The sequence below is a fragment of the Myxococcus sp. CA039A genome (assembly GCF_013336645.1).
In the GTDB taxonomy this organism is placed as follows: Bacteria; Myxococcota; Myxococcia; order Myxococcales; family Myxococcaceae; genus Myxococcus; species Myxococcus llanfairpwllgwyngyllgogerychwyrndrobwllllantysiliogogogochensis.
Window position 1 is genome coordinate 1 of record NZ_JABUMQ010000204.1, and the last position, 20200, is coordinate 20200.

Genomic DNA, 20200 nt, shown 5'->3' on the forward strand with positions numbered 1-20200 from the left:
GGGCAGCATCGCCGGGACGCTCCTGGCGGCCTTCGTCGTCCTGCCGTGGCTGGGCACCGCGCGCGCCATGGCCTGCTTCGCGGGGGTGCTCGGGCTGACGGCGGCGCATGGGCTCGGCTGGCGGTGGCGGGTGGTGGCCGTGGGCGTGCCGGTGGTGGCGCTGGCGCTGGGAGTCCACGCGCTGCCGCGACATCCGCGAGCGCGGGACGTGGCCGAGTCACCCCATGCCTTCGTGCAGGTGCTGGAGTCACCCGAGGGGACGCGGAGCCTGGTGTTCGACGAGGGCTACGCGGTGCAGAGCACGTGGCTTCCCGGGCAGCCGGTGCGGGAGGAGGTCTTCGGGCACTACCTGCTGACGCCGGCGATGGCACGCGCGGAGCCTCGGGCGCCCAGGGTGTTGCTGCTGGGCCTGGGCGCGGGCACCAGCGCGCGCGGGCTGCGGGAGACGTATCTCGGAGCGAGGGTGGTGGGCGTGGAGCTGGACGCGGAGGTGGTGCGGCTGGCGCGGACACACTTCGGGCTGGGGGCCGAGGTGGAGGTACACGTTGGCGATGCACGCGCGTTCCTGGAGGCGGACTCGCGGCGCTACGACGTCATCATCGTCGACGCATTCCGCTTTCCCTATGTGCCCTTCCACCTGACGACGCGTGAGTTCGCGCGGAGCGTGGCGGACCACCTGGTTCCCGGAGGCGTGGCGTGCTTCAACGTGGGCCGCTTCCGCGAGGAGCGCGGTGTGGTGGACGCGGTGGGTGGCACGCTGGCGTCCGTGTTTCCTCACGTGCTCGCGGCGGATGCGCGCAACCCCAGCAACACGCTCTTCTTCGCGGGGGAACAGGGCATGGCGGAGCGACTGGCCGCGAGGACGGAGCGGCTCCCACTCTCGCTGCGCCCGCTGGCGACGCGCGTCGTCGGAGAGCTGCGCGCGGTGGCCTCGGCGGAGCCCCTCACGGATGACCGGGCCCCGGTGGAGCTGCTCACGGATGTCATCCTCCTGCGGGCCCTGGTGCGCACGGAGGGGCTGAAGTGAAGCCCCTGCCTCGCATGCCGGAGTTCCTCGCGCCGCTGCCCCTGGCGGCCGTGGCGCTGATGGCGGTGAATGACCGCTGGCTCAAGCCCACCTTCCACAACACGCTCACCGGCAAGCTGTCGGACGTGGCCATCTGCTTCTTCCTGCCGCTCTACGTGTCCGCGCTGCTGGCCCTGGTGACGCGCTGGCCTCGGAGCCTCCGGCTAGGCGCGGGAGCGGCGCTGACCGCCGTGCTGTTCACCGCGCTCAAGGTGTCACAGCCCCTCGCGGACCTCTTCTGTCAGTGGCTGCGTCCCCTGGGCGCGCCGCTCGGCCTCGACAGCTTCCGAGCGGTGGCCGACCCCACCGACCTGCTGACCCTGCCCTTCATCGCGGTGGCGGTGCTGTACGGCCGCGCCACGGTGCTCTCCCGGACGCCAGCCGCGTCCCTCACACCCCCCGGAGCCTTGTCATGAAGCCCCTGCTGAGAAACCTCGCGTCCGTCGCGGTGCTGGCCACCACCGGGCTCCTGCTCCTCGCCGACTCGTCGCGCAAATGCGAGCACGGCACCAGAGACGTCACCTTCGACGTCACCGGCAACACCTGCGGCTCCAACGGCACCTTCCGCGTCCTGTCGGGTGAGGACGCGTGCGAAATCACCACGCAGGGGGCCTCGGCGCTGGGGTTCCCCGAGTTCGGCGATTCGACCCGAGACAGCGTGGACATTCCGAAGGGCGAATGGTCGCTGCATGACCCCAGCCTCACCGTGCACCTGGGCGCGGATGGGGGCGTCGTGCGGCCGGACGCGGGTTCCTCGACGAGCGTCCAGGCCAACCGCCACTGTGAGAACGAGCTGGACGGGGACACGCTGGTGCTGACGTGCATCGACCGGCGCGACGACCTGTCCGGCGTCGAAGTGGCCCGCTGCGGGGCGAAGCTCACCCCGCGCTGAGACTCTTCACCAGCCACCCCACCGCGCCTCCGCCCAGCACCAGCCAGGCGGAGTTGACGCGCCAGCGGATGAGCAGCACGGCGGACGCGAGGGCGAGCCCCACCGTCCACGCATCCACCAGCGCGGCCCGGCCGAGCTGCCACGTCACCACGGCCATCAGCGCCAGCGACGCCACGTTGACGCCATCCAGGAACGCCCCCGCCCTCCACGAGCGACGCAGGCGCGGCACCAGCGGCCCGCTGAGCGCGACGAAGAAGAACGCGGGCAGGAAGATGCCCACCGTGGCGACCACCGCCCCCGTCATCCCCCCGAGCACGTAGCCGATGAACGTGGCCGTGGTGAACACGGGACCGGGCGTCACCTGCCCCACCGCCACCGCGTCCAGCAACTGTGCCTGGGTGAGCCATCCCCACCGCTCCACCAGCTCGGAGCGGAGGAACGCCAGCAGCACGTACCCGCTGCCGTACAGCACCGAGCCCACCTTCAGGAAGAAGAGGAACAGGCCCTGCTGCGTGAAGGGCACGGCCGTGGTGGCGGCGCCCAGGGGAAGCGCCAGCGCCCACGGCGACACGGGCAACGAAGCGGAGCGGCCCGAGGGCCCGTGCTCCCGGCGGTGCTCGATTGCGCGCCACGCGAGGACGCCGAGCCCCGACAGCAACAGGAGCCACAGCTCGTTGACGCCGAGGAAGGCCGCCGCCGCGGACCCCACGGCCACGACAGCGGCGAGCCGCGTCTTCACCACGGTGCGCGACAGCCCCCAAAGGGCCTGCAGCACCACGGCGATGATGACGGCCTTCACGCCGTACAAGAGCGCGCCCACGTCCGGCAGGTCTCCGAAGCGCGCGTAGGCCCAGGCGAAGCCGGTGACGATGAGGAACGCCGGAAGGATGAAGCAGACGCCGGAGACCAGCAGCCCCGGCCACCCGCCGCGCCGGTGGCCGATGTGGATGGCCAGCTCCGTGGAGTTGGGGCCGGGGATGAGGTTGGCCGCGCCGAGCAGGTCCACGAACTCCTCGCGCGTGAGCCAGCGCCGACGGCGCACCACCTCGTCCTCCATGAGCGCGATGTGCGCGGCCGGGCCACCGAAGGCGGTGGTGCCCAACCGGAGGAACAGGAGCGCCAGCTCCCGGAGCACGGGCGCGCTGTCTCTCGGCGCGGAAGGCGCGGGGCTCGCGGGCTCCAGGGGAGGCATCTTCACGAAAGCTACCCCAGGAAGAGGGATGCGCTGTCGAAACAACCTGGCGACTTCCCACCCGAGCACGGGCCTTGTCACCCGGGCCCCGTCCTGGATTCATGCCCGTCATGACCACCCATGACACCACGCTGCTCGCGGCGGCCGTCGTCGAGAGCCAGGCCGGCTACACGCAGTCGATTCGCACCGGCAAGCACCACTTCCAGGCGGACGAGCCCGCGGCGCTGGGAGGCGCGGACCAGGGCCCCGCGCCCTATCAACTGCTGATGGGCTCGCTGGGTGCGTGCACCGCCATCACCTTGAAGATGTACGCGGCCCGCAAGGGCTGGGACCTGGGCCCGCTCACCGTGAAGCTCAAGCTCTTCCGTGAGAACGACACCGAGCGCGTGGAGCGTGTGCTCTCCTGCGGCCCCGCCGTGAGCGAGGAGCAGCGCGCGCGCCTGCTCGAAATCTCCGCGAAGACGCCGGTGACGCTCACCCTCTCGCGGGCCCTGCGCATCGAGACGACCTTCGCCCCGGCGGTGCCCACGCCCTGACAACTCCGCGAGAGGGCCGCCCCCGCTCTCACTCGAGCGGGGACGACCTTCACGCGCCTCGGGCCTCAGCCCGGCGTCGCGTCGGGCTGCCGGTCCGGGTGGGACGCCTGGAAGGCGGGGTGCTCCGCGCACGCCGCTTCAATCCGCAGCAGCGTGGGGTACGGCGACAGGTCCAGCGCGAAGCGACGCGCGCCGTACAACTGCGGCACCAGACAGACATCCGCCAGCGTCACCGAGTCACCCACGCAGAAGCGACCCACCGTGGGCTGCACCATCTTCTCCAGCGCCTCCAGGCCTCGGGTGTTCCAGTAGGCCCCCCACGCCTTGTCGTCGCCGTTCAGCTCGGCCTTGATGCGCTGCAGGACGGACAGGTTCTGCATGGGCTGCATGCCGGAGTTCACATACTCCGCCAGCATCCTCGCGCGGGCGCGCAGGTACGCGTCCTCGGGGAACAGCGACGGCGACGGGACGTGGTCCTGGAGGAACTCCAGGATGGCGAGCGACTGGGACAGCCGGCGCACGGTGCCGTCCGCCTCCGTCCACTCCAGCGTGGGCACCGTCCGCATGGGATTCACGGCGCGGTATGCGTCGGAGTTCTGCTGACCGCCGTCCTTCAAGAGATGCACCGCGACGTACTCGAAGGGCAGGCCCTTGAGGTTCAGCCCCAGCCGCACCCGCCACGAAGCGGACGAGCGCCAGTAGTTGTGCAGGCGCAGGTCCTTCATGACGGCTTCACCACCTTCTGGGAGATGCGACCGAAGACGCTCTGCCCGTCCTCGCCCATCATCTCGATGTCGATGGTGTCGCCGGGCTTCATGAAGGGCGTCTTCGGCTTGCCCTCCTCAATCGTCTCAATCATGCGCTGCTCGGCGAGGCAGGAGATGCCCCGGGCGCGGTCCACGTTGGACACCGTGCCGCTGCCCAGGATGGTGCCCGCGGTGTAGCCGCGCGTCTTGCACAGGTGCTGGATGAGCTCGAAGAAGGAGAAGTGCATCTCCGGGCCCGCGTCGGTGTCACCCACCTGGACGCCGTTGAGCACCGAGCGCAGGCGCAGGTGGATGCGGCCCTCGCGCCAGGCCGGGCCCACCTCGTCCGGCGTCACCGCGAACGGGCTGAAGGCCGTGGCGGGCTTGCTCTGGAAGAAGCCGAAGCCCTTGGCCAGCTCGTCTGGGATGAGGTTGCGCAGCGACACGTCGTTGGCCAGCATCAGCAGCTTGACGTGCTTGCCGGCGTCGGCGGCCTTCGTGCCCTGCGGCGTGTCGCCGAGGATGACGCAGACCTCGCTCTCGAAATCGAGGCCCCACGCCTCGTCCGCCAGCGGGATGTCCGCGGTGGGCGCCAGGAAATCCCCGGAGCCGCCCTGGTACACCAGCGGGTCCGTCTTCAGCGTGGCCGGCGGCTCCGCGTTGCGCGCCTTGCGCACCAGCATGACGTGGTTGATGTAGGCGCTGCCGTCAATCCACTCGTAGGCGCGCGGCAGCGGCGCATGCAGGGCCGTCTGGTCCAACGGGCGGCTCTGCACCGCGCCGGCCTCCAGCTGCGCGGCGAGCGCGCGCAACAGCGGCTCCTTCGTGTCCCAGTCGTCCAGCGCCGCCTGCAGCGTCAGGGCGACGTTGGTGGCCAGCGCATAGGCCGAGTTGTCCCGCTTGACGACGATGAGCCGCCCATCACGGGTTCCATCCTTGAGCGTCGCGAGCTTCAATCCCGGGCTCCCCGCGGCCCGGTGGAAACAGCGGGGGCCGCCTCATGTGCTCGGCTTTTCCGCCGGGGCCCCCAGGGTGTCAAGCGCAGGGCGCAGATGCGCCGCGACAATCGTCACGGCGTGGAGAATGTCGAACCGCTCGCGGCGGAAATCTACCAGCAGCTCGACCGTGCCGGCAGCTGCGCGAAGTAGTTGTTGCCCAGGTTGCTGTCCCACTGGCCATGGGACGTCGCCGCCAGGGAGATGTCCCACGCGTTCTGATTCCCATTGGAGTTGAAGGCGTAGAAGAAGAGGTCGTTCTCCACCGCCGTGGGCTGCTGGCACACCCAGACGCCATCCTGGCCACCGTTGGCGAAGTGCTCAGTGCACTGGGGCAGGTTCTGGTACTGCATGCACTTGATGCAGGCGCGCGGCCCCGCGTTCAGGAAGACATAGGCATCGTTGTTGGTGCCCGCGCTGGCGCTCAGCGTCTGCTGGCGGCCGTTGAGCTGGATGTAGATGGAGATTTGATTGTCCGGGTACAGGCCCCGCAGGTAGCCCCGGTAGCTGACGGTGAGCGTCGCCAGGCGGCCAGGGAGCCGGCGCGTGTGGCGGATGACCTCGAAGGGCCCCGTCGTCGCGGAGTCGTACACGCTGCAGATGGGGTAGTCCGGCGGATAGTCGGAGGCGCGCGCCGAGGAGACAGGGAGCAGCAGGGTCAGCGCGAGCGCGGCCAGGAACGTCTGCGACAGCTTCATGAGTGTGTCCTCGAGCAGGAGCGAGTTCACGCACCGGCGTAGCATGTGTCACCCACATGCCGGAAGACCGGGCGCCCGCCTCGTCGGCCGCCGGACGGACAAGGCCGCCCGCACGGCCTTGCCTCCTCGACAGTCCGTGGCGTTGGGCGCTCGCTCCCCTGGTTCGCGAGCGGGCACACAGCATGCTCGTGGGGCAGGAGGGAAGCGGAGCGCGCGCGGCTGTTGAAGGCTGAGTCGGCACACGGGGGACGTGCGTCGGCCTCTCCCCTTGGCAGCGCCCCGTCCGACACCCAACGTTGCCGGAAGGACGGAACGCGAGGCCAACCTCATCGCCGGAGCGATGCGGGGGTGGAGCGCGAGGACACTGAATGGCTGAAGGCTTCCAAGACGCCGGCGCCGTTCCAGGAGAGCCGCAGTCCGGCCGCCGACTGGGCAACCGGTTCGAGCTTGCCCACCGCATCAAGGCCGGCCACGGCATCTCCACCTGGGACGGCGTGGACCTGCGCACCGGAGAGCGCGTCGCCATCAAGGTGACGTCCACCACGGCGCTCGTCCCGGCCGCGCGGCACCGGCTGGAGCACGAGGCCACCGTCCTCTCCCACCTCGACAGTCCCTTCATCGTGCCGGTGCGTCACCTGGGCACCTCGGGCGACTGGCTGTTCCTGGTGGCGCCCTGGCTCCAGGGCGAGTCGCTGGATGCGCGCCTGTCACGCGGCGCGCTGAGCGTTCCGGAGGCCCTGTCCCTGGGCCGAGACTTGCTGTCCGCGCTGGCCGAGGCCCACCGTCACGGCGTCCTGCACCGGGACGTGAAGCCCACCAACATCATCGTCTCCGGACAGCCGCTCTCCCGCGCCACGTTGATTGACTTCGGCCTCGCGCGCAGCGAGCGACTGGACCCGTCGCTCAGGGACCTCCCGGTGGGCACCGCGCGCTACCTGTCGCCGGAGCAGGCGGGCCTGCTCCACCGTCCGGTCGAGGCCACCTCGGACCTGTACTCCGCGGGCGTCGTCCTCTTCGAGTCCCTCTCCGGAGAGCCCGCCTTCGACGGTGACTCCGTGGGCGAGGTGCTGCGTCAGCACCTGGCGGCGAGGCCCCGGCTGCGCGCCGTGGGCGTGGAGGCGCCGCGCGCGCTGGAGGAGGTCATCTCCCGGCTGCTGCAGACGGACCCGTCGGACCGCTACCAGACCGCGAGCTCCGCGCTGGCGGACCTGACGGAGCTGGAGGAAGCACTCTCGCGGGGACAGTCGGAGCCGGCGCTCATCACCGGCGCGAAGGATGCGCGACGCAGCCTCGCCGAGCCGTCCTTCGTGGGCCGTCACGAGGAGGTGGCCACGCTGGAGCGGGAGCTGGACCTCACGCGGACGGACCCCGGACGGCTCGTGCTGGTGGAGGCCGAGTCGGGCGGAGGCAAGAGCCGGCTCCTCGAGGAGCTCCGCGCGCGAGCGGCGCGGCATCACGCGTGGGTGTTGCAAGGCCAGGCGCAGGACCAGGCCGCGCGGCGCCCGTTCCAGCTCTTCGCCGGCGTGGCCTCGGACATCACCCAGGCGCTCCAGGCGAAGCCCGCGCTCGCGGAGTTCCTGCGCGACAGGCTGGCGGGGCAGGAGGCCGGCCTGTGCACGGTGCTGCCGCAGTTGGAGCCCGTGTTGTGCGCCCAGGCCCGCGCGCCCGCGCGAGGACTTGGGCCCGAGTCACTCGGGGAGAGCCGGGGCATCTGGGCCCTCACCGCGCTGCTGAACGCGCTGGGCACCCGGGACGAGCCCGCCGTGGTGGTGCTGGATGATTGTCAGTGGGCGGATGAGCTGACGCTGCGGGCGCTGGAGGGCTGGTCCCTGGCGAGGAAGCAGGGCCGGGGGCGGGTGCTCGTCGTCGTCGCGTTTCGCGGCGAGGACATTGGCCCCACGCACGTGCTGCGCAGACTGGCTCCCACCGCGCATCTGAAGCTGGCCGCCTTCGGCGCCCTGGAAGTCACGCGGCTGGCGGAGTCCATGGCCGGCGCGCTGCCCCCCGAGGCCACCGAGCTGGTGGCGCGGCTGTCCGAGGGCAACCCCTTCATGGCCAACGCGGTGCTGCACGGGCTGGTGGAGGACGGCGTGCTCGTGCCCGGCCCCTCCGGGTGGCAGGTGCAACCGGAGGCGATGGCGCACGCGCGCTCGTCGCGGCAGGCGGCCACCTTCCTCGTGCGGCGCCTGCGGCTGTTGCCCCTGGCCGCGCGGCGCCTGCTGTCCGTGGGCGCGGTGCTGGGCAAGTCGTTCGAGCTGGCGCGGGTGGCGACGCTGTCGGGTGTCTCCGCCGAGGAGCTGGGCGCCGCGCTGGAGGCGCCGCGCCGCAGGCACATGCTGTGGGAGGAAGGCACGCGCTACACCTTCGTGCACGACAAGCTGCGCGAGGTGTTGCTGGACATGCTGACGCCGCAGAAGCGGAGGGAGCTGCACCGGCTGGCGGCGCGCTCGGCGGCGAACCAGCTGCCCCAAGACCCGTTCGAGCTGGCCTATCACTTCGACGCGGCGGGCGAATACGCGCAGGCACTGCCCCACGCGCTCGTGGCCGCGGAGCTGGCGCGGCGGCGCTTCGCGCTGGAGACCGCGGAGCTGAACTATCGCATCGCCGAACGCGGCGCCTCGGGCGCGGATGCGGGCACCCGCTTTCGCGTCGCGGCGGGGCTGGGCAATGTCCTCATGCTGCGCGGTCGCTACGAGGAGTCCCGCCAGCAGTTCGAGCGCGCCCAGGCGTTGGCGAGAGACCGACAGGAGCAGGCGCGCATCCTCGGCCAGGTGGGGGAGCTGGCCTTCAAGCGGGGCGACTTCGGCGAGGCCACGCTCGCGCTGGAGCAGGGCCTGAAGCTGATGGGGCGCTGGGTGCCTCCGGGAGGACTGCTCACCGGCGCCAGCGCCGTCTGGGAAATCCTGGCGCAGGCCGCGCACACGGTGGCGCCGCGCAGGTTCCTCTCGCGCAGGCCGCTGGCGGGTGGGGAGAGCGACCTCCAGGCGGTGCGCCTCTACAGCCGGCTCGCCTATGGCTACTGGTACCGGCGCGGACGCATGGCGGTGCTGTGGGCGCACCTGCGGGACTTGAACCTCGCGGAGCGCTACCCGCCCACGCCGGAGCTGGCGCAGGCGTATTCGGAGCACTCGCCCGCGCTCACCACCCTGCCCTGGTTCCAGCGCGCCTTCGCGTACGCGGAGAAGTCCCTGACCCTGCGCCAGGAGCAGCGCGACGTCTGGGGCCAGGGACAGACGCTGCACTTCTACGGCCTGGCCTGCTACGCGGCGTCCCGCTTCAACGACTGCATCGAGAAGTGCACCGAGGCCATCCGGCTGCTGGAGCGCACGGGGGACCCCTGGGAGGTGAACAACGCGACGTTCCAGGTGGCCATGGCGCTCTATCGGCTGGGCCGGCTGCGCGAGTCGCTGGAGACGAGTCAGCGGCTGCACGCGGCGGCTCTGGCGCTGGGAGACCGCTACTCGGCGCGCCTGGGGCTGGAGGCCTGGGCCAAGGCGTCGGGAGGGCGGCTTCCGGGCACGCTCCTGGAGGGCGAGCTGGGCAACCCCGACCAGCCGGACCCGCAGAGCTACGCGGGCGTCCTCCAGGCGGAGGCCCTGCGCCGGATGCACAAGGGTGACGCGGCGGGCGCCGTGGAGGTGCTGGAGCGCGCCGCGCGGCTGGTGGACGAGGCGAACCTGCGCCAGGAGTACGTGGCCCCCATCGCGCCCCTCCTGGCCACGGCGCTGCGTCAGCTCGCGGAAGTCACCTCGCCCCTGGCCGCCGCGCGCCGCGAGGCCCTGCTCAAACGCGCCGAGGGCGTGGCACGGCGCGCCCATGCGCTGGCGCGCACCTACCGCAACAACCTCCCTCATGCGCTGCGCGAGCGGGGCCTGATTGCCGCGTTGAGAGGCCAGCCCCGACAAGCGCGACGCTGGCTGGAGCAGTCGCTGCAAGTGGCCGAGGCCCAGCAGATGCGGCACGAGCATGCCCAGAGCCTGAAGGCCCGCGGAGCGCTGGGACACGCGCTGGGCTGGCCCGACGCGGAGGTGGACCTGGCCACGGCCACCCGGGCGCTGGAGGAGATGGAAGAAGGCCTCTCGCCGGAGGTCGCCGCGCGAGGCGGCACGCGCACCCTCTCGCTGGTGGACCGCTTCCCTCGCGTGCTGGAGGCGGGCCGCAGGTTGGCCTCCGCCCTGTCACGCGAGGCGGTGTTCGAGGCCGCGCGCCAGTCGATGCTGGAACTCCTGCGCGCCGAGCACTGCGCGGTGGTGGACCCTCGCGATTTGCCCACGGAAGAGGACTCGGACGCGGTGGGCATCAGCCGCACCGCCATGGCCCGCGCGCTGGAGACCGGCCGCATCACCGTGCTGGGACAGGGCCTGCCCGGGCGCGCGAGCGAGAGCATGGAGCTGCTCGGCGTGCGCTCGCTGCTCTGCGCGCCCATCCAGGTGCGCGGCAAGACGGTGGCGTGCGTGGTCGCCACGCATCGTCAGGTGGGCGCGCTGTTCGGCGAGCTGGAGGAGCACCTGGCGGAGTTCGTCACCGTGCTGGCCGGAGCGGCGCTGGAGAACGCGGAGAACTTCGCGCGCATCGCCGCGCTCTCCGAGGAGCAGGGCCGGCTCTACCGCGCCGAGCAGGAGGCGGTGCGCCGCCGCGATGACTTCCTCTCCATCGCCGCCCACGAGCTGAAGACGCCGCTCACCTCGCTCCAGCTCCACATCCAGGGCCTCCAGGCCCAGGCCCGAGCCACCACCCACCTGCCTCCGGAGAAGCTCACCGCCAAGCTGGAGTCCGCCTCCGCGCAGACCCAGCGCCTGGGGCGGCTGGTGAGCGACCTGCTGGACATCTCCCGGCTCGCCCAGGGCCAGCTCCACATCAAGCTCTCCGAGGTGGACCTGGTGGCGCTGGTGCGAGGCCAGCTCGAGCGCAGCCGCGAGGCGCTCGCCCGCGCCGAGTGCCCGGTGCGGCTGCACGCACCCAGGCACCGCCTCGCGGGCTACTGGGACGCCATGCGACTGGAGCAGGTGGTGGGCAACCTGTTGTCCAACGCGATGAAGTATGGCGCCGGCCAGCCGATTGAAATCACCCTGGAGGAGCGGGGCGGCCTCGCGCGGCTGCGCGTGCGGGACTCCGGCATCGGCATCGCCACCGAGGACCTCTCGCGCATCTTCGGACGCTTCGAGCGCGCGGTGTCCGTGCGCCACTATGGCGGCTTCGGCCTGGGCCTTTGGATTGTCCGCGAAATCGTCCAGGCCCTGGGCGGCACCATCGACGTGGAGAGCACCCCGGGCACGGGCTCCACGTTCACCGTCACCCTGCCCTGCTCCGGGCCCCCGTCACACCTCGAGCCTCCCGGCCCGCCCGTGCACTGAAGCGCGCTCCAGGCGCCAAGGTCAGCGGCGGGTGAGCTCCAGGTAGATGACATTGTCCTGGCTGTCCCGGAACAGCCGCACGGAGTCGAGCTGCTCCAGCGGCACTTCACCCAGCAGGGCGCGCATCTCGTCCTCCTCACGGTAGGTGAGCCACCAGTCCATGAAGGCCTCCATGTAGCCCGTCTCCGGAGGAAAGCGCGCGAAGTTGGCCACCAGCAGACGGCCTCCCGAGCGCAGCATGCCGAAGAGCAGCCCGGTGAGCCGCGTGGCGACGGAGGCGGAGAGGTAGTCGTAGAGGCCCGCGGAGTAGACGAAGTCCAGGTCCGCGAAGGTCGCCTTGCCGGCGAGCAGCGCGCGCACCGAGCCGCAGTGGGGGCGCACCACGTCGAGCGGCTGGTGGTGGGAAATCTCCGCGAGGCTCAGCGGGTCCTGGTCGAACGCGATGAGTTCTTGGACGCGGCGCTCCCGCACGGCCGCGGAGGACTCGGCCTCGCGCAGGTGGCCACAGGCGACGGAGAGGATGCGCGCGCCCTGGGGAACGCGCTCGGCCGTCGCGTCGAGCGCGCGTGCTAGCAGCTCGCGGCGCTCCCGCACACTGACCGCGCTGGGTTGCTGGTGCATGTACCGGTAGACCTCCCGGCCCGCGTGGAGTTCGTCGGCGGCACGGTCCATGTACAGGTAGTCGATGAGGGCCGCGTCCCCCGCGTAGCCCCGAGGGCGCTCGAAGGCCCGCCGGGTGAAGGGACACTGGTGGACGAATGAGCGGAGCGGGTGCTTGCGCGCGGTGTCCGTGCAGAAGGACTTCCAATCCTCCTCGCTCCAGCGGCGCCGCAAGGTGAGCAGGCCCAGGTGGAGCGAGTGCATGTCCTGGTGCAGCACCTCGTCCTCGGCGGCCATCATCCGCTCGTGGATGCCATCGAGCCACCCTCGAGCTTCCGCGAGCGCCTCGTGGGCTGGACGCTCCGGGACGGGAATGACCAGTTGGTTGCGCTGGACTGAGGGGACAGGCGTTGGCCTCGGCGGGCGGGGCATCGTCTGGGGGTCGTGCATCGTCCAACACAACCCCGGGGGGGTATGTATGCACTTCCCACGAGAAGCGTTCTCGCCCGCCCGGTCCTGGAGGCGGGCATCCGAGCGCGCCCCCGGAGCCTTCCTTCCAGAGGTGCTCTTCAAAACGCAGCGAGTATTCGTATCCCGGCCCCGCTCACGCCACAGTCCCGCGCGCCTTCGGTCCTGCGTCTCCTGGAGCTGCCCATGACCTCGTGGTCCACCCTCTCGCGAGCACTCGTCACCCTCGCGGTCCTCCCCGCCCTGGCCCTGGCCCTCCCGCGCCCCAAGGCCCCAGCGAAGCGCTACACCGTCGAGCAGTTCATGCAGACAACGACGGTGTCCGGCGCGTCCTTCTCCTCGGACGAACAGCGGGTGCTCTACTCGTCGGACGAGACGGGCGTCTTCAACGTCTTCTCCGTACCGGTGAAGGGCGGCAAGCCCACCCAGCTCACCCGCGCGAAGGACGCCTCCCTCGCCGTCGGCTACTTCCCCACCGATGACCGCATCCTCTTCACCCGGGACACGAGTGGCCAGGAGCGCCCCCACCTCTACGTGCGCGCGCTGGACGGCCAGGAGCAGGACCTCACGCCGGGCGACAAGCACCGCGCGTCCTTCTTTGGCTGGAGCCACGACGACACCGCCTTCTACGTGCTCACCAACGAGCGCGACGAGCGCTTCCTGGACTTCTACCGCTACGACGCGAAGACCTACGCGCGCACCGTTCTCTACGCGGGAGACGGCGAGCACGTGCCGGCCGCCCTCTCCCCGGACGCGCGGTGGCTGGCGCTGGAGAAGTCGCGGACGCTGTCCGACAGCGACGTCTACCTCTTCAACGTCACCACGAAGGAGCGCCAGCACCTCACCGCGCACCAGGGCCCGGCCACCTGGAAGGCGGCGACCTTCGACCCGACGTCCTCCGCGCTGTACCTGCTCACCAATGAGGGCTCCGAGTTCACCCGCGTGGAGCGCCACGAACTCGCCACCGGGAAGCGCGAGTCAGTGGAGGCGCCCGCCTGGGACGCACTGTCCACGACGTTCTCCAAGCGCGGCGCCTTTCGCGTCACCCGCGTCAACGAGGACGGCCGCACCACGCTGCGCGTCCACGACGTGAAGGCCGGCAAGCCCCTGGCGCTCCCAGGGCTCCCCGAAGGCGCCATCTCCGACGTGGCGCTGTCGCGCGGCGAGAAGCGGATGGCCTTCCTGCTCGACGGAGACCGCGCGCCGGCCAACCTCTACGTGTTCGACTTCGCGACAAAGAAAGTCACGCGCCTGACGGACACGCTGAGCCAGGCGCTGGACGCGAAGGACCTGGTGGAGTCGGAGCGGGTGCGCTTCAAGTCCTTCGATGGGCTGGAGATTCCGGCGCTGCTCTACAAGCCCCACCCGGCCACCGCGAAAGCTCGCGCCCCCGCCATCGTCTTCGTCCACGGGGGACCGGGGGGCCAGTCCTCCAAGGGCTACAGCAGCTTCTTCCAGTTCCTGGTCCACCACGGCTACGTGGTGCTGGCCGTCAACAACCGGGGCAGCGAGGGCTACGGCAAGGCGTTCTTCGCGGCGGACGACCAGCAGCACGGCAAGGCGCCGCTCCAGGACTGCGTCGAGGCGAAGAAGTACCTGGCCGGCCTGCCCTACGTGGACGGCGAGCGCGTGGGCATCCTCGGCCCCAGTTATGGCGGCTACATGGTGCTCGCGGCGCTGGCCTTCCACCCGGACGTCTTCGCCGTGGGCGTGGACGCGTTCGGCATCACCGACTGGCTGAGCGCCCTGCGCGAGCTGCCACCCCACAAGACGGCGCTCCGCGAGGCGCTCTACCAGGAGATGGGCAACCCCGAGACGCAGGAGGCGATGCTGCGCGACATCTCCCCGCTGTTCCACGCGGAGAAGATTCGCAAGCCGCTGCTCATCATCCAGGGCGCCCATGACCCGCGCGTGCCCAAGGCGCGCACGGACACGTTCGTCGAGTCCCTCCGGAAGAGCACCACCCCCCTCGACTACCTTGTCCTCCCCGAGGATGGCCACGGGTTCAGCGGCAAGAAGAGTGAAGCGGAGACCTCCCTTCGTATCCTCTCCTTCCTGGATCAACACCTGCGGGGAAAGCCCTGAGACCGCTCACGGCGGCGGCGATGCAATGCGTCCTCCGGCCATTCGTGTAGAAAACCAGGCAGGCAATGAGCCAGCACCGGCTCGTGCGTGTCCCCCAGTGCGTCACCCCACCTCTGGAGTCCCCCATGTCGTCCTGGTCTTCCCTGTCGCGAGCGCTGGCCGCCGCGACACTCCTCCCCACCCTCGCGCTGGCCGCGCCCAGGCCGGAGCCGACCACCCCCGCGAAGCCGGGCGCGGTGCGTGAAACGGCGCGCCCGTCGAAGCACTACGCCATCGAGCAGTTCATGAAGACGACGCTGATTCGGGGCGCGTCCTTCTCCCCGGACGAGCAGCGGGTGCTCTACTCGTCCAACCAGACGGGCATCTACAACGTCTTCTCCGTGCCGGTGAAGGGCGGCAAGCCCACCCAGCTCACCCGCTCCACCACGGACAGCACCTTCGCCGTGGGCTACTTCCCCCAGGACGAGCGCATCCTCTTCACCAAGGACCAGGGCGGCAACGAGCAGCACCACCTCTACGTGCGCACGCCGGACGGCAAGGAGAAGGACCTCACGCCGGGCGACAAGCACCGCGCGTCCTTCTTCGGCTGGAGCCGCGACGAGTCCGCCTTCTACGTCCTCACCAATGAGCGCGACGAGCGCTTCATGGACCTGTACCGCTACGACGCGAAGACGTTCGAGCGCACCCTGCTCTACCAGAACGAGGGCGGCCTCGACGTGGGCGACGTGTCCCCGGACGAGAAGTGGCTCTCCCTGGGCAAGACCAACACCACGTCCGACAGCGACGTCTACCTCTTCAACGTCGCCACGAAGGAGAGCAAGCACCTCTCCCCCCACAAGGGCATCGCGACCTGGGAGTCGGCGACGTTCGACCCGACGTCCTCCTCGCTGTACCTCATCACCGACGAGGGCACCGAGTTCACCCGCGCGGTGCGCTACGTGCTCGCCACCGGGAAGATGGAGGACGTGGAGAAGACGGACTGGGACGTGATGTACACGTACTTCTCCAAGAATGGCGCGCTGCGCGTCACCGGCATCAACGCGGACGGCCGCACCGCCATCCGGCTGCACGACGTGAAGGCCGGCAAGCAGCTCGATTTGCCCAAGCTCCCCGAAGGCGACATCACCGGCGTGTCCATTGGCCGCAGTGAGAAGCGCATGGCCTTCCACCACAACGGGGACCGCTCTCCCAGCAACCTGTACGTCTTCGACTTCGCCACGAAGAAGGTCACCCGCCTGACGGACACCCTCAACCCGGAGATCGACGCCAAGGACCTGGTGGACGCCGAAGTGGTGCGCTTCAAGTCCTTCGACGGGATGGAGATTCCGAACATCCTCTTCAAGCCGCATCAGGCCACCGCGAAGCAGCAGGCGCCCGCGCTCGTGTGGGTCCACGGCGGCCCCGGCGGCCAGTCCCGCAAGGGCTACAACCCGATGATTCAGTACCTGGTCAACCACGGCTACGTGGTGCTGGCCATCAACAACCGGGGCAGCTCCGGCTACGGCAAGACGTTCTACACCGCGGATGACCAGAAGCACGGCAAGGAGCCGCTCCAGGACTGCGTCGAGGCGAAGAAGTACCTGTCCACCCTCCCGTACGTGGACGGCTCACGCGTGGGCATCATCGGCGGCAGCTACGGCGGCTACATGACGCTGGCCGCCCTGGCCTTCCAGCCCGATGTCTTCAACGTGGGCGTGGACATCTTCGGCGTGTCCAACTGGCTGCGCACGCTCAAGAGCATGCCGGCCCACTGGGAGTCGCGGCGTCAGGCGCTCTACCAGGAGGTCGGCAACCCGGAGACGCAGGAGGCGATGCTGCGCGAAGTCTCCCCCCTGTTCCACGCGGAGAAGATTCGCAAGCCGCTGCTCGTCATCCAGGGCGCCAATGACCCGCGCGTGCTGAAGGCGGAGTCGGACGAAATCGTCCAGGCCGTGCAGAAGAGCAAGGTCCCCGTCGAGTACGTCCTCTTCCCCGACGAGGGCCACGGCTTCACCAAGAAGAAGAACGAAGCGGAGGCCTACTCCCGCACCCGCGCGTTCCTGGACCAGTACTTGAAGAAGCCCGCCAACGCCCCGACGAACTGAGCCGTCCGGGTCCGGTACGCGCGCGGCATGGCGCGCACCGGCTCCGCCGCTTCATCCTCCTCCACGCCAACGTCCCGCAGCGCCTCCAGCACCGCGTCCATGGAGGCGAAGCGCTGCTCGGGCCGCTTCTCCAGACAGCGGCGCACCACGGCCTCCACGGAGGCGGGGATGGCCAGGTCCGGACGCAGCTCGCCAAAGCCCGGCACCGGCTCCTTGTGGTGCGCGAAGACCAGCTCCAGCGCATCCTCCGACTCGAAGGGCACGCGTCCCATCAGCATCTGGAACAGCACGACGCCCAGCGAATAGATGTCCCCGCGCGCGTCGGCGACTCCGCGCGCCCGCTCCGGCGCCATGTACGCGTGCGCGCCGTGGAACGAGCCGCTGCCCGTCAGGTCTGGCACGGAGAGCCGCTCGGACTCCGCGACGACGGGCCGCAGCCGTCCAAACCCCCGCACCTTCACGTGCGAGCACTCCCGCCCCGCCGCGTCCGTCACCAGCATGATGTAGGCCGGCGTCATGTCCCCGTGCACCACGCCCCGCCGGTGTGCCTGGCGCAGCGAGCGCCCCAGCCCCCGGGCCAGCTCCACCGCGCGCGCCCACGGCAGCGCCCCCGAGGTGAGTACGTGGGCCAGCGTGCGCCCCTCCAGCCACTCCTGGGTGACGTAGAGCGTGCCGTCGTCCGTCCTGCCCGCGTCCAGCACGGTGACGGTGTTGGGGTGGGCCAGCCTCGCGGCGACGCGGGCCTCCTGGAAGAAGCGCTGCCGCGCCTCCTGGTCCGTGAGTGGAGCACTCAACACCCGCAGCGCGACTTCCCGCTCCAACGGGAGGTGGAGGGCCCGGTACAGCCGCGCGGGGCCGCTGGGGCCCACGGCCTCCAACACCTGGAAGCGGCCGTGCAGCACCTGGCCGACGAGCGTGTCCACCCCCCACGAGGGTGGAGCCAGCGGGGTGGAATGGAGCTCGGTCTGCATGGTGGAATCTCCTCGGCACACTCCCAAGCGCTCGTCACGGCGGCGTCGAGCGCCCGTGACGGCCCCGACAACACGGCGCGACACCTGGACCCGGGGCCACGCCCTTCGACGCGGCCAGTACCGGTTCGGCGGCAGGGACGTCACTAGCCGGGGGGTCTGACATTCCTGGCGCTTCCGGACAGGCCGGGCGGACCTACCTCCCCCAAGGACATTGGAAGCGTCGGGTATCGGAGTGTCACCGGCTGGGGTTAGGATGCTGCGCCTTCGGAGCCGTCACCACCCATGCCATTCCAGATCAACGTTCACGCGCAGGACCGTATCCTCGAGGTCGTCTATCCCCCCCAGGTCACCTCGGCCGACCTGTCCGAGTATCTGACGGAGGTGAAGAAGGCGATTGTCGGGTTCGCGGGGGAGTGGTCCGCGCTGGTGGACCAGTCCCAGTTGAGGGTGATGCCCACGGACGTCGTGGCCTCCATGGCGGCGCTCAACGCGTACGCGCAGTTGCATGGGATGCAGCGCTCGGCGCGGGTCGTCACGGACGCCCCCTCCGGCCTCCAGGCGTGGCGCATGACGAAGCGGGCCATGCTGACCATCCCCACGCGAACGTTCGAGACGCGGCAGGAAGCCCTGGAGTGGCTGCGCAATCCGGACGCGGACTGAGCGTTGCCTCAGGGGGCCCTCTGCCCTCCACTGGCGGCTCCCTTATAGTGGCGACCCGCTCGTCCCCCGGGCGGGCATCGATCCATCATCAGGAGTCGTCTCCATATGCACAACACCCGGAATGGCGCCGCCAGGAAGCTTCTTGGCGCGCTGCTGTGTACCCTTGCCTTCACCGCCTGTCAGCCGGCCCCCGAGGCCGAGCCCGGCGAGGAGGCTCCAGCGACGGGGGCGGGCGAGCAGCCCGTGGTCTACGGCAACGACGACCGCAAGGACGTGTTCGAGCACACGAACGCCACGCTGAAGGCGCGGGCGGAGCAGGCCACCGTGGCGCTGATGTCCCCGTCGGACTTCAACGCCAGCAACCCCAACAACGTCACCTTCAATGGCCCGAACCTGGGCTCGTCCGAGAACCTCTGCACCAGCCAGCGCTTCCGGAGTGATCCAACGGCGGCCTGGTGCTCCGGCACGCTCATCGACGACGACCTGGTGCTGACGGCGGGCCACTGCGTCGAGAGCGCGGCCGAGTGCGGGGACACGCGCATCGTCTTCAACTACTACCGGACCGCCGCCAACACGCTGAAGACGGTGACGACGGCGGATATCTTCTCCTGCCAGTCCATCGTCGTGCGCAAGAAGTCGACGACGGGTGGGCGCGACCTGGATTTCGCCATCCTCAAGCTGGACCGCGCCGCGACGCCGCGCTTCACGCCCGCCCCTGTCCGGGCCGGCAACACCGCGCTGGCGACGGGCGCCAACGTGGCCGTCATCGGCTCCGGCAGCGGCATCCCCTTCAAGATTGACTCCGGCGGCTCGGTGCGCACGCCCCGCGCCAGCACGTTGGACTACTTCGTCGCCACCACGGACACCTTCGCCGGCAACTCCGGCTCGGGCGTGTACGAGACGGCGGAGCACACGCTGGCGGGCATCCTCGTGCGCGGTGACGAGGACTACATCGGCAGCGGAAGCTGCAACGTCGTCAACACCTGCACGGAGACGGGCTGCAACGGCGAGGAAATCACCTACGTGAGCAACGCCATCACCGCGCTCTGCCAGGCGACCACCAACGCCCGGCTGTGCGGCTCCGGTCCTCCGCCCACGGGCGGCAGCAACTTCACCTTCTCCGCGAGCGCCACCGCCAGCGCCACCACCAACACCACCAACAAGACGGTGGCCCTGACGGCCGGTCAGAAAATCACCCTGGGCACCTGCGGCGTCACCGGCGCCGCCGTGACGGGTGACTCCTACCTGCGCCTGTTCGGCCCCAGCGGCACCGAGGTCGCAAGCAACGACGATGGCTGCGGCGGCCGGGGCTCCAACCTGAGCTTCACCGCGACGCAGGCGGGCAACTACGAGGTCCGCGCCGGCTGCTACTCCTCCGGCGCCTGCTCCGGCACCGTGGCCTGGACGCTGGAGGGCGGCGGCACCGGCCCCGCGCCGTCGAGCGGCTCCTTCGCGTACACCGCCAGCGCCACCAACAGCGCGCAGACGGGCACCACGAACCAGGGCATCACCGTGGCCGCCGGCCAGAGCATCTCCTTCGGCACCTGCACCGTGACGGGCGCCGCCGGCACCGGCGACACCTTCCTGCGCCTGTACAACAGCGCGGGCCAGCAGGTGACGAGCAACGACGACTCCTGCGGCTCGCTGTCCTACGCCAACTACACCGTGCCCGCGGGCGCGGGCGGCACCTACCAGGTCCGCGCGGGCTGCTTCGGCAACTCCTCCTGCGGCGGCACCGTGGCGTGGACCGTCCAGTAACGCATCCGTCCTGATTCACGGCCTCTCGCGGGCGGTCCGGGAAGCCGGGCCGCCCGTTTTCGTCTTCCGGACACCCCCACCCCCCAGGTCACGGA

Annotated in this window: 15 protein-coding genes; 9 read left to right on the top strand and 6 right to left on the bottom strand. The window is 70.4% G+C overall.

What is annotated here, in order from left to right:
• The 3 genes from HR086_RS29480 to HR086_RS29490 form a co-directional block, all read left to right on the top strand.
• The coding region (locus tag HR086_RS29480; RefSeq protein ID WP_174467298.1) for a spermidine synthase at nucleotides 1-1027 on the top strand (1027 nt) is incomplete at its 5' end.
• The gene (locus tag HR086_RS29485) at nucleotides 1024-1482 is read left to right on the top strand and encodes a hypothetical protein (protein ID WP_174461089.1); all 459 of its coding nucleotides are present in this window, start codon (nucleotides 1024-1026) and stop codon (nucleotides 1480-1482) included. The genes HR086_RS29480 and HR086_RS29485, both read left to right, overlap by 4 nt.
• The gene (locus tag HR086_RS29490; protein ID WP_174467299.1) at nucleotides 1479-1958 is read left to right on the top strand and encodes a hypothetical protein; all 480 of its coding nucleotides are present in this window, start codon (nucleotides 1479-1481) and stop codon (nucleotides 1956-1958) included. Before HR086_RS29485 ends, HR086_RS29490 begins: the two co-directional genes overlap by 4 nt.
• On the opposite strand, the gene chrA is transcribed toward HR086_RS29490, so the two are convergent.
• Nucleotides 1945-3150, bottom strand: a complete 1206-nt coding sequence (gene chrA / locus HR086_RS29495; protein WP_174467307.1) for a chromate efflux transporter — start codon at nucleotides 3148-3150, stop codon at nucleotides 1945-1947. The two genes, HR086_RS29490 and chrA, sit on opposite strands and share 14 nt — an antisense overlap.
• Nucleotides 3151-3260: 110 nt before the next feature.
• On the opposite strand from chrA, the gene HR086_RS29500 reads away from it, so the two are divergent.
• Nucleotides 3261-3686, top strand: coding sequence for an OsmC family protein (locus HR086_RS29500; protein WP_174467300.1), 426 nt, complete (start codon nucleotides 3261-3263; stop codon nucleotides 3684-3686).
• Nucleotides 3687-3751: 65 nt separating this feature from the next.
• Here HR086_RS29500 and maiA read toward each other — a convergent pair whose 3' ends face one another.
• The 3 genes from maiA to HR086_RS29515 all read right to left on the bottom strand — a co-directional run bounded on the left by maiA (nucleotide 3752) and on the right by HR086_RS29515 (nucleotide 6125).
• Entirely contained in the window at nucleotides 3752-4411 is a 660-nt protein-coding gene (gene maiA / locus HR086_RS29505) for a maleylacetoacetate isomerase (RefSeq protein WP_174457943.1), read from the bottom strand.
• The gene (locus HR086_RS29510) at nucleotides 4408-5388 is read right to left on the bottom strand and encodes a fumarylacetoacetate hydrolase family protein (RefSeq protein ID WP_141648342.1); all 981 of its coding nucleotides are present in this window, start codon (nucleotides 5386-5388) and stop codon (nucleotides 4408-4410) included. The genes maiA and HR086_RS29510 overlap by 4 nt, the downstream gene beginning before the upstream one ends.
• A gap of 152 nt (nucleotides 5389-5540) precedes the next feature.
• A complete protein-coding gene (locus HR086_RS29515) occupies nucleotides 5541-6125 on the bottom strand; it encodes a hypothetical protein (protein ID WP_174467301.1) in 585 nt (194 codons plus the stop codon).
• A gap of 368 nt (nucleotides 6126-6493) precedes the next feature.
• Here HR086_RS29515 and HR086_RS29520 point away from each other — a divergent pair, with 368 nt between their 5' ends.
• On the top strand, nucleotides 6494-11479 hold the full coding sequence (locus HR086_RS29520) for an ATP-binding protein (RefSeq protein WP_174467302.1): 4986 nt from the start codon (nucleotides 6494-6496) through the stop codon (nucleotides 11477-11479).
• A 21-nt stretch (nucleotides 11480-11500) separates the two neighbouring features.
• Here HR086_RS29520 and HR086_RS29525 read toward each other — a convergent pair whose 3' ends face one another.
• Entirely contained in the window at nucleotides 11501-12529 is a 1029-nt protein-coding gene (locus HR086_RS29525; RefSeq protein WP_174467303.1) for a class I SAM-dependent methyltransferase, read from the bottom strand.
• Nucleotides 12530-12733: 204 nt separating this feature from the next.
• On the opposite strand from HR086_RS29525, the gene HR086_RS29530 reads away from it, so the two are divergent.
• Together HR086_RS29530 and HR086_RS29535 are read left to right on the top strand one after the other, a co-directional pair.
• Nucleotides 12734-14632 (top strand): S9 family peptidase, encoded by a 1899-nt coding sequence (locus HR086_RS29530; protein WP_174467304.1) that lies wholly within the window; start codon nucleotides 12734-12736, stop codon nucleotides 14630-14632.
• A 125-nt stretch (nucleotides 14633-14757) separates the two neighbouring features.
• Entirely contained in the window at nucleotides 14758-16716 is a 1959-nt protein-coding gene (locus tag HR086_RS29535; RefSeq protein ID WP_174467305.1) for an alpha/beta fold hydrolase, read from the top strand.
• Here the strand turns inward: HR086_RS29535 and HR086_RS29540 are convergent.
• Nucleotides 16650-17687, bottom strand: a complete 1038-nt coding sequence (locus HR086_RS29540) for a serine/threonine-protein kinase (protein ID WP_174467306.1) — start codon at nucleotides 17685-17687, stop codon at nucleotides 16650-16652. The two genes, HR086_RS29535 and HR086_RS29540, sit on opposite strands and share 67 nt — an antisense overlap.
• A gap of 282 nt (nucleotides 17688-17969) precedes the next feature.
• On the opposite strand from HR086_RS29540, the gene HR086_RS29545 reads away from it, so the two are divergent.
• Both HR086_RS29545 and HR086_RS29550 read left to right on the top strand, forming a co-directional pair.
• Entirely contained in the window at nucleotides 17970-18347 is a 378-nt protein-coding gene (locus tag HR086_RS29545) for an STAS/SEC14 domain-containing protein (RefSeq protein WP_141646994.1), read from the top strand.
• A 105-nt stretch (nucleotides 18348-18452) separates the two neighbouring features.
• Nucleotides 18453-20105 carry a serine protease gene (locus HR086_RS29550; protein WP_174457937.1) on the top strand — a complete coding sequence of 551 codons (1653 nt, stop codon included), beginning with the start codon at nucleotides 18453-18455 and terminating at the stop codon, nucleotides 20103-20105.
• The last annotated feature ends 95 nt before the right edge of the window (nucleotides 20106-20200 follow it).

What these genes read in the sequence shown, in the direction of transcription:
- HR086_RS29520 (WP_174467302.1), top strand. Translation starts at nt 6,494, where the DNA reads ATGGCTGAAGGCTTCCAAGACGCCGGCGCCGTTCCAGGAGAGCCGCAG.
- HR086_RS29500 (WP_174467300.1), top strand. Translation starts at nt 3,261, where the DNA reads ATGACCACCCATGACACCACGCTGCTCGCGGCGGCCGTCGTCGAGAGC.
- HR086_RS29525 (WP_174467303.1), bottom strand. Translation starts at nt 12,529, where the DNA reads ATGCACGACCCCCAGACGATGCCCCGCCCGCCGAGGCCAACGCCTGTC.
- HR086_RS29540 (WP_174467306.1), bottom strand. Translation starts at nt 17,687, where the DNA reads ATGCAGACCGAGCTCCATTCCACCCCGCTGGCTCCACCCTCGTGGGGG.
- maiA (WP_174457943.1), bottom strand. Translation starts at nt 4,411, where the DNA reads ATGAAGGACCTGCGCCTGCACAACTACTGGCGCTCGTCCGCTTCGTGG.
- HR086_RS29545 (WP_141646994.1), top strand. Translation starts at nt 17,970, where the DNA reads ATGCCATTCCAGATCAACGTTCACGCGCAGGACCGTATCCTCGAGGTC.
- HR086_RS29490 (WP_174467299.1), top strand. Translation starts at nt 1,479, where the DNA reads ATGAAGCCCCTGCTGAGAAACCTCGCGTCCGTCGCGGTGCTGGCCACC.
- HR086_RS29535 (WP_174467305.1), top strand. Translation starts at nt 14,758, where the DNA reads ATGTCGTCCTGGTCTTCCCTGTCGCGAGCGCTGGCCGCCGCGACACTC.
- HR086_RS29515 (WP_174467301.1), bottom strand. Translation starts at nt 6,125, where the DNA reads ATGAAGCTGTCGCAGACGTTCCTGGCCGCGCTCGCGCTGACCCTGCTG.
- HR086_RS29550 (WP_174457937.1), top strand. Translation starts at nt 18,453, where the DNA reads ATGCACAACACCCGGAATGGCGCCGCCAGGAAGCTTCTTGGCGCGCTG.
- HR086_RS29530 (WP_174467304.1), top strand. Translation starts at nt 12,734, where the DNA reads ATGACCTCGTGGTCCACCCTCTCGCGAGCACTCGTCACCCTCGCGGTC.
- chrA (WP_174467307.1), bottom strand. Translation starts at nt 3,150, where the DNA reads ATGCCTCCCCTGGAGCCCGCGAGCCCCGCGCCTTCCGCGCCGAGAGAC.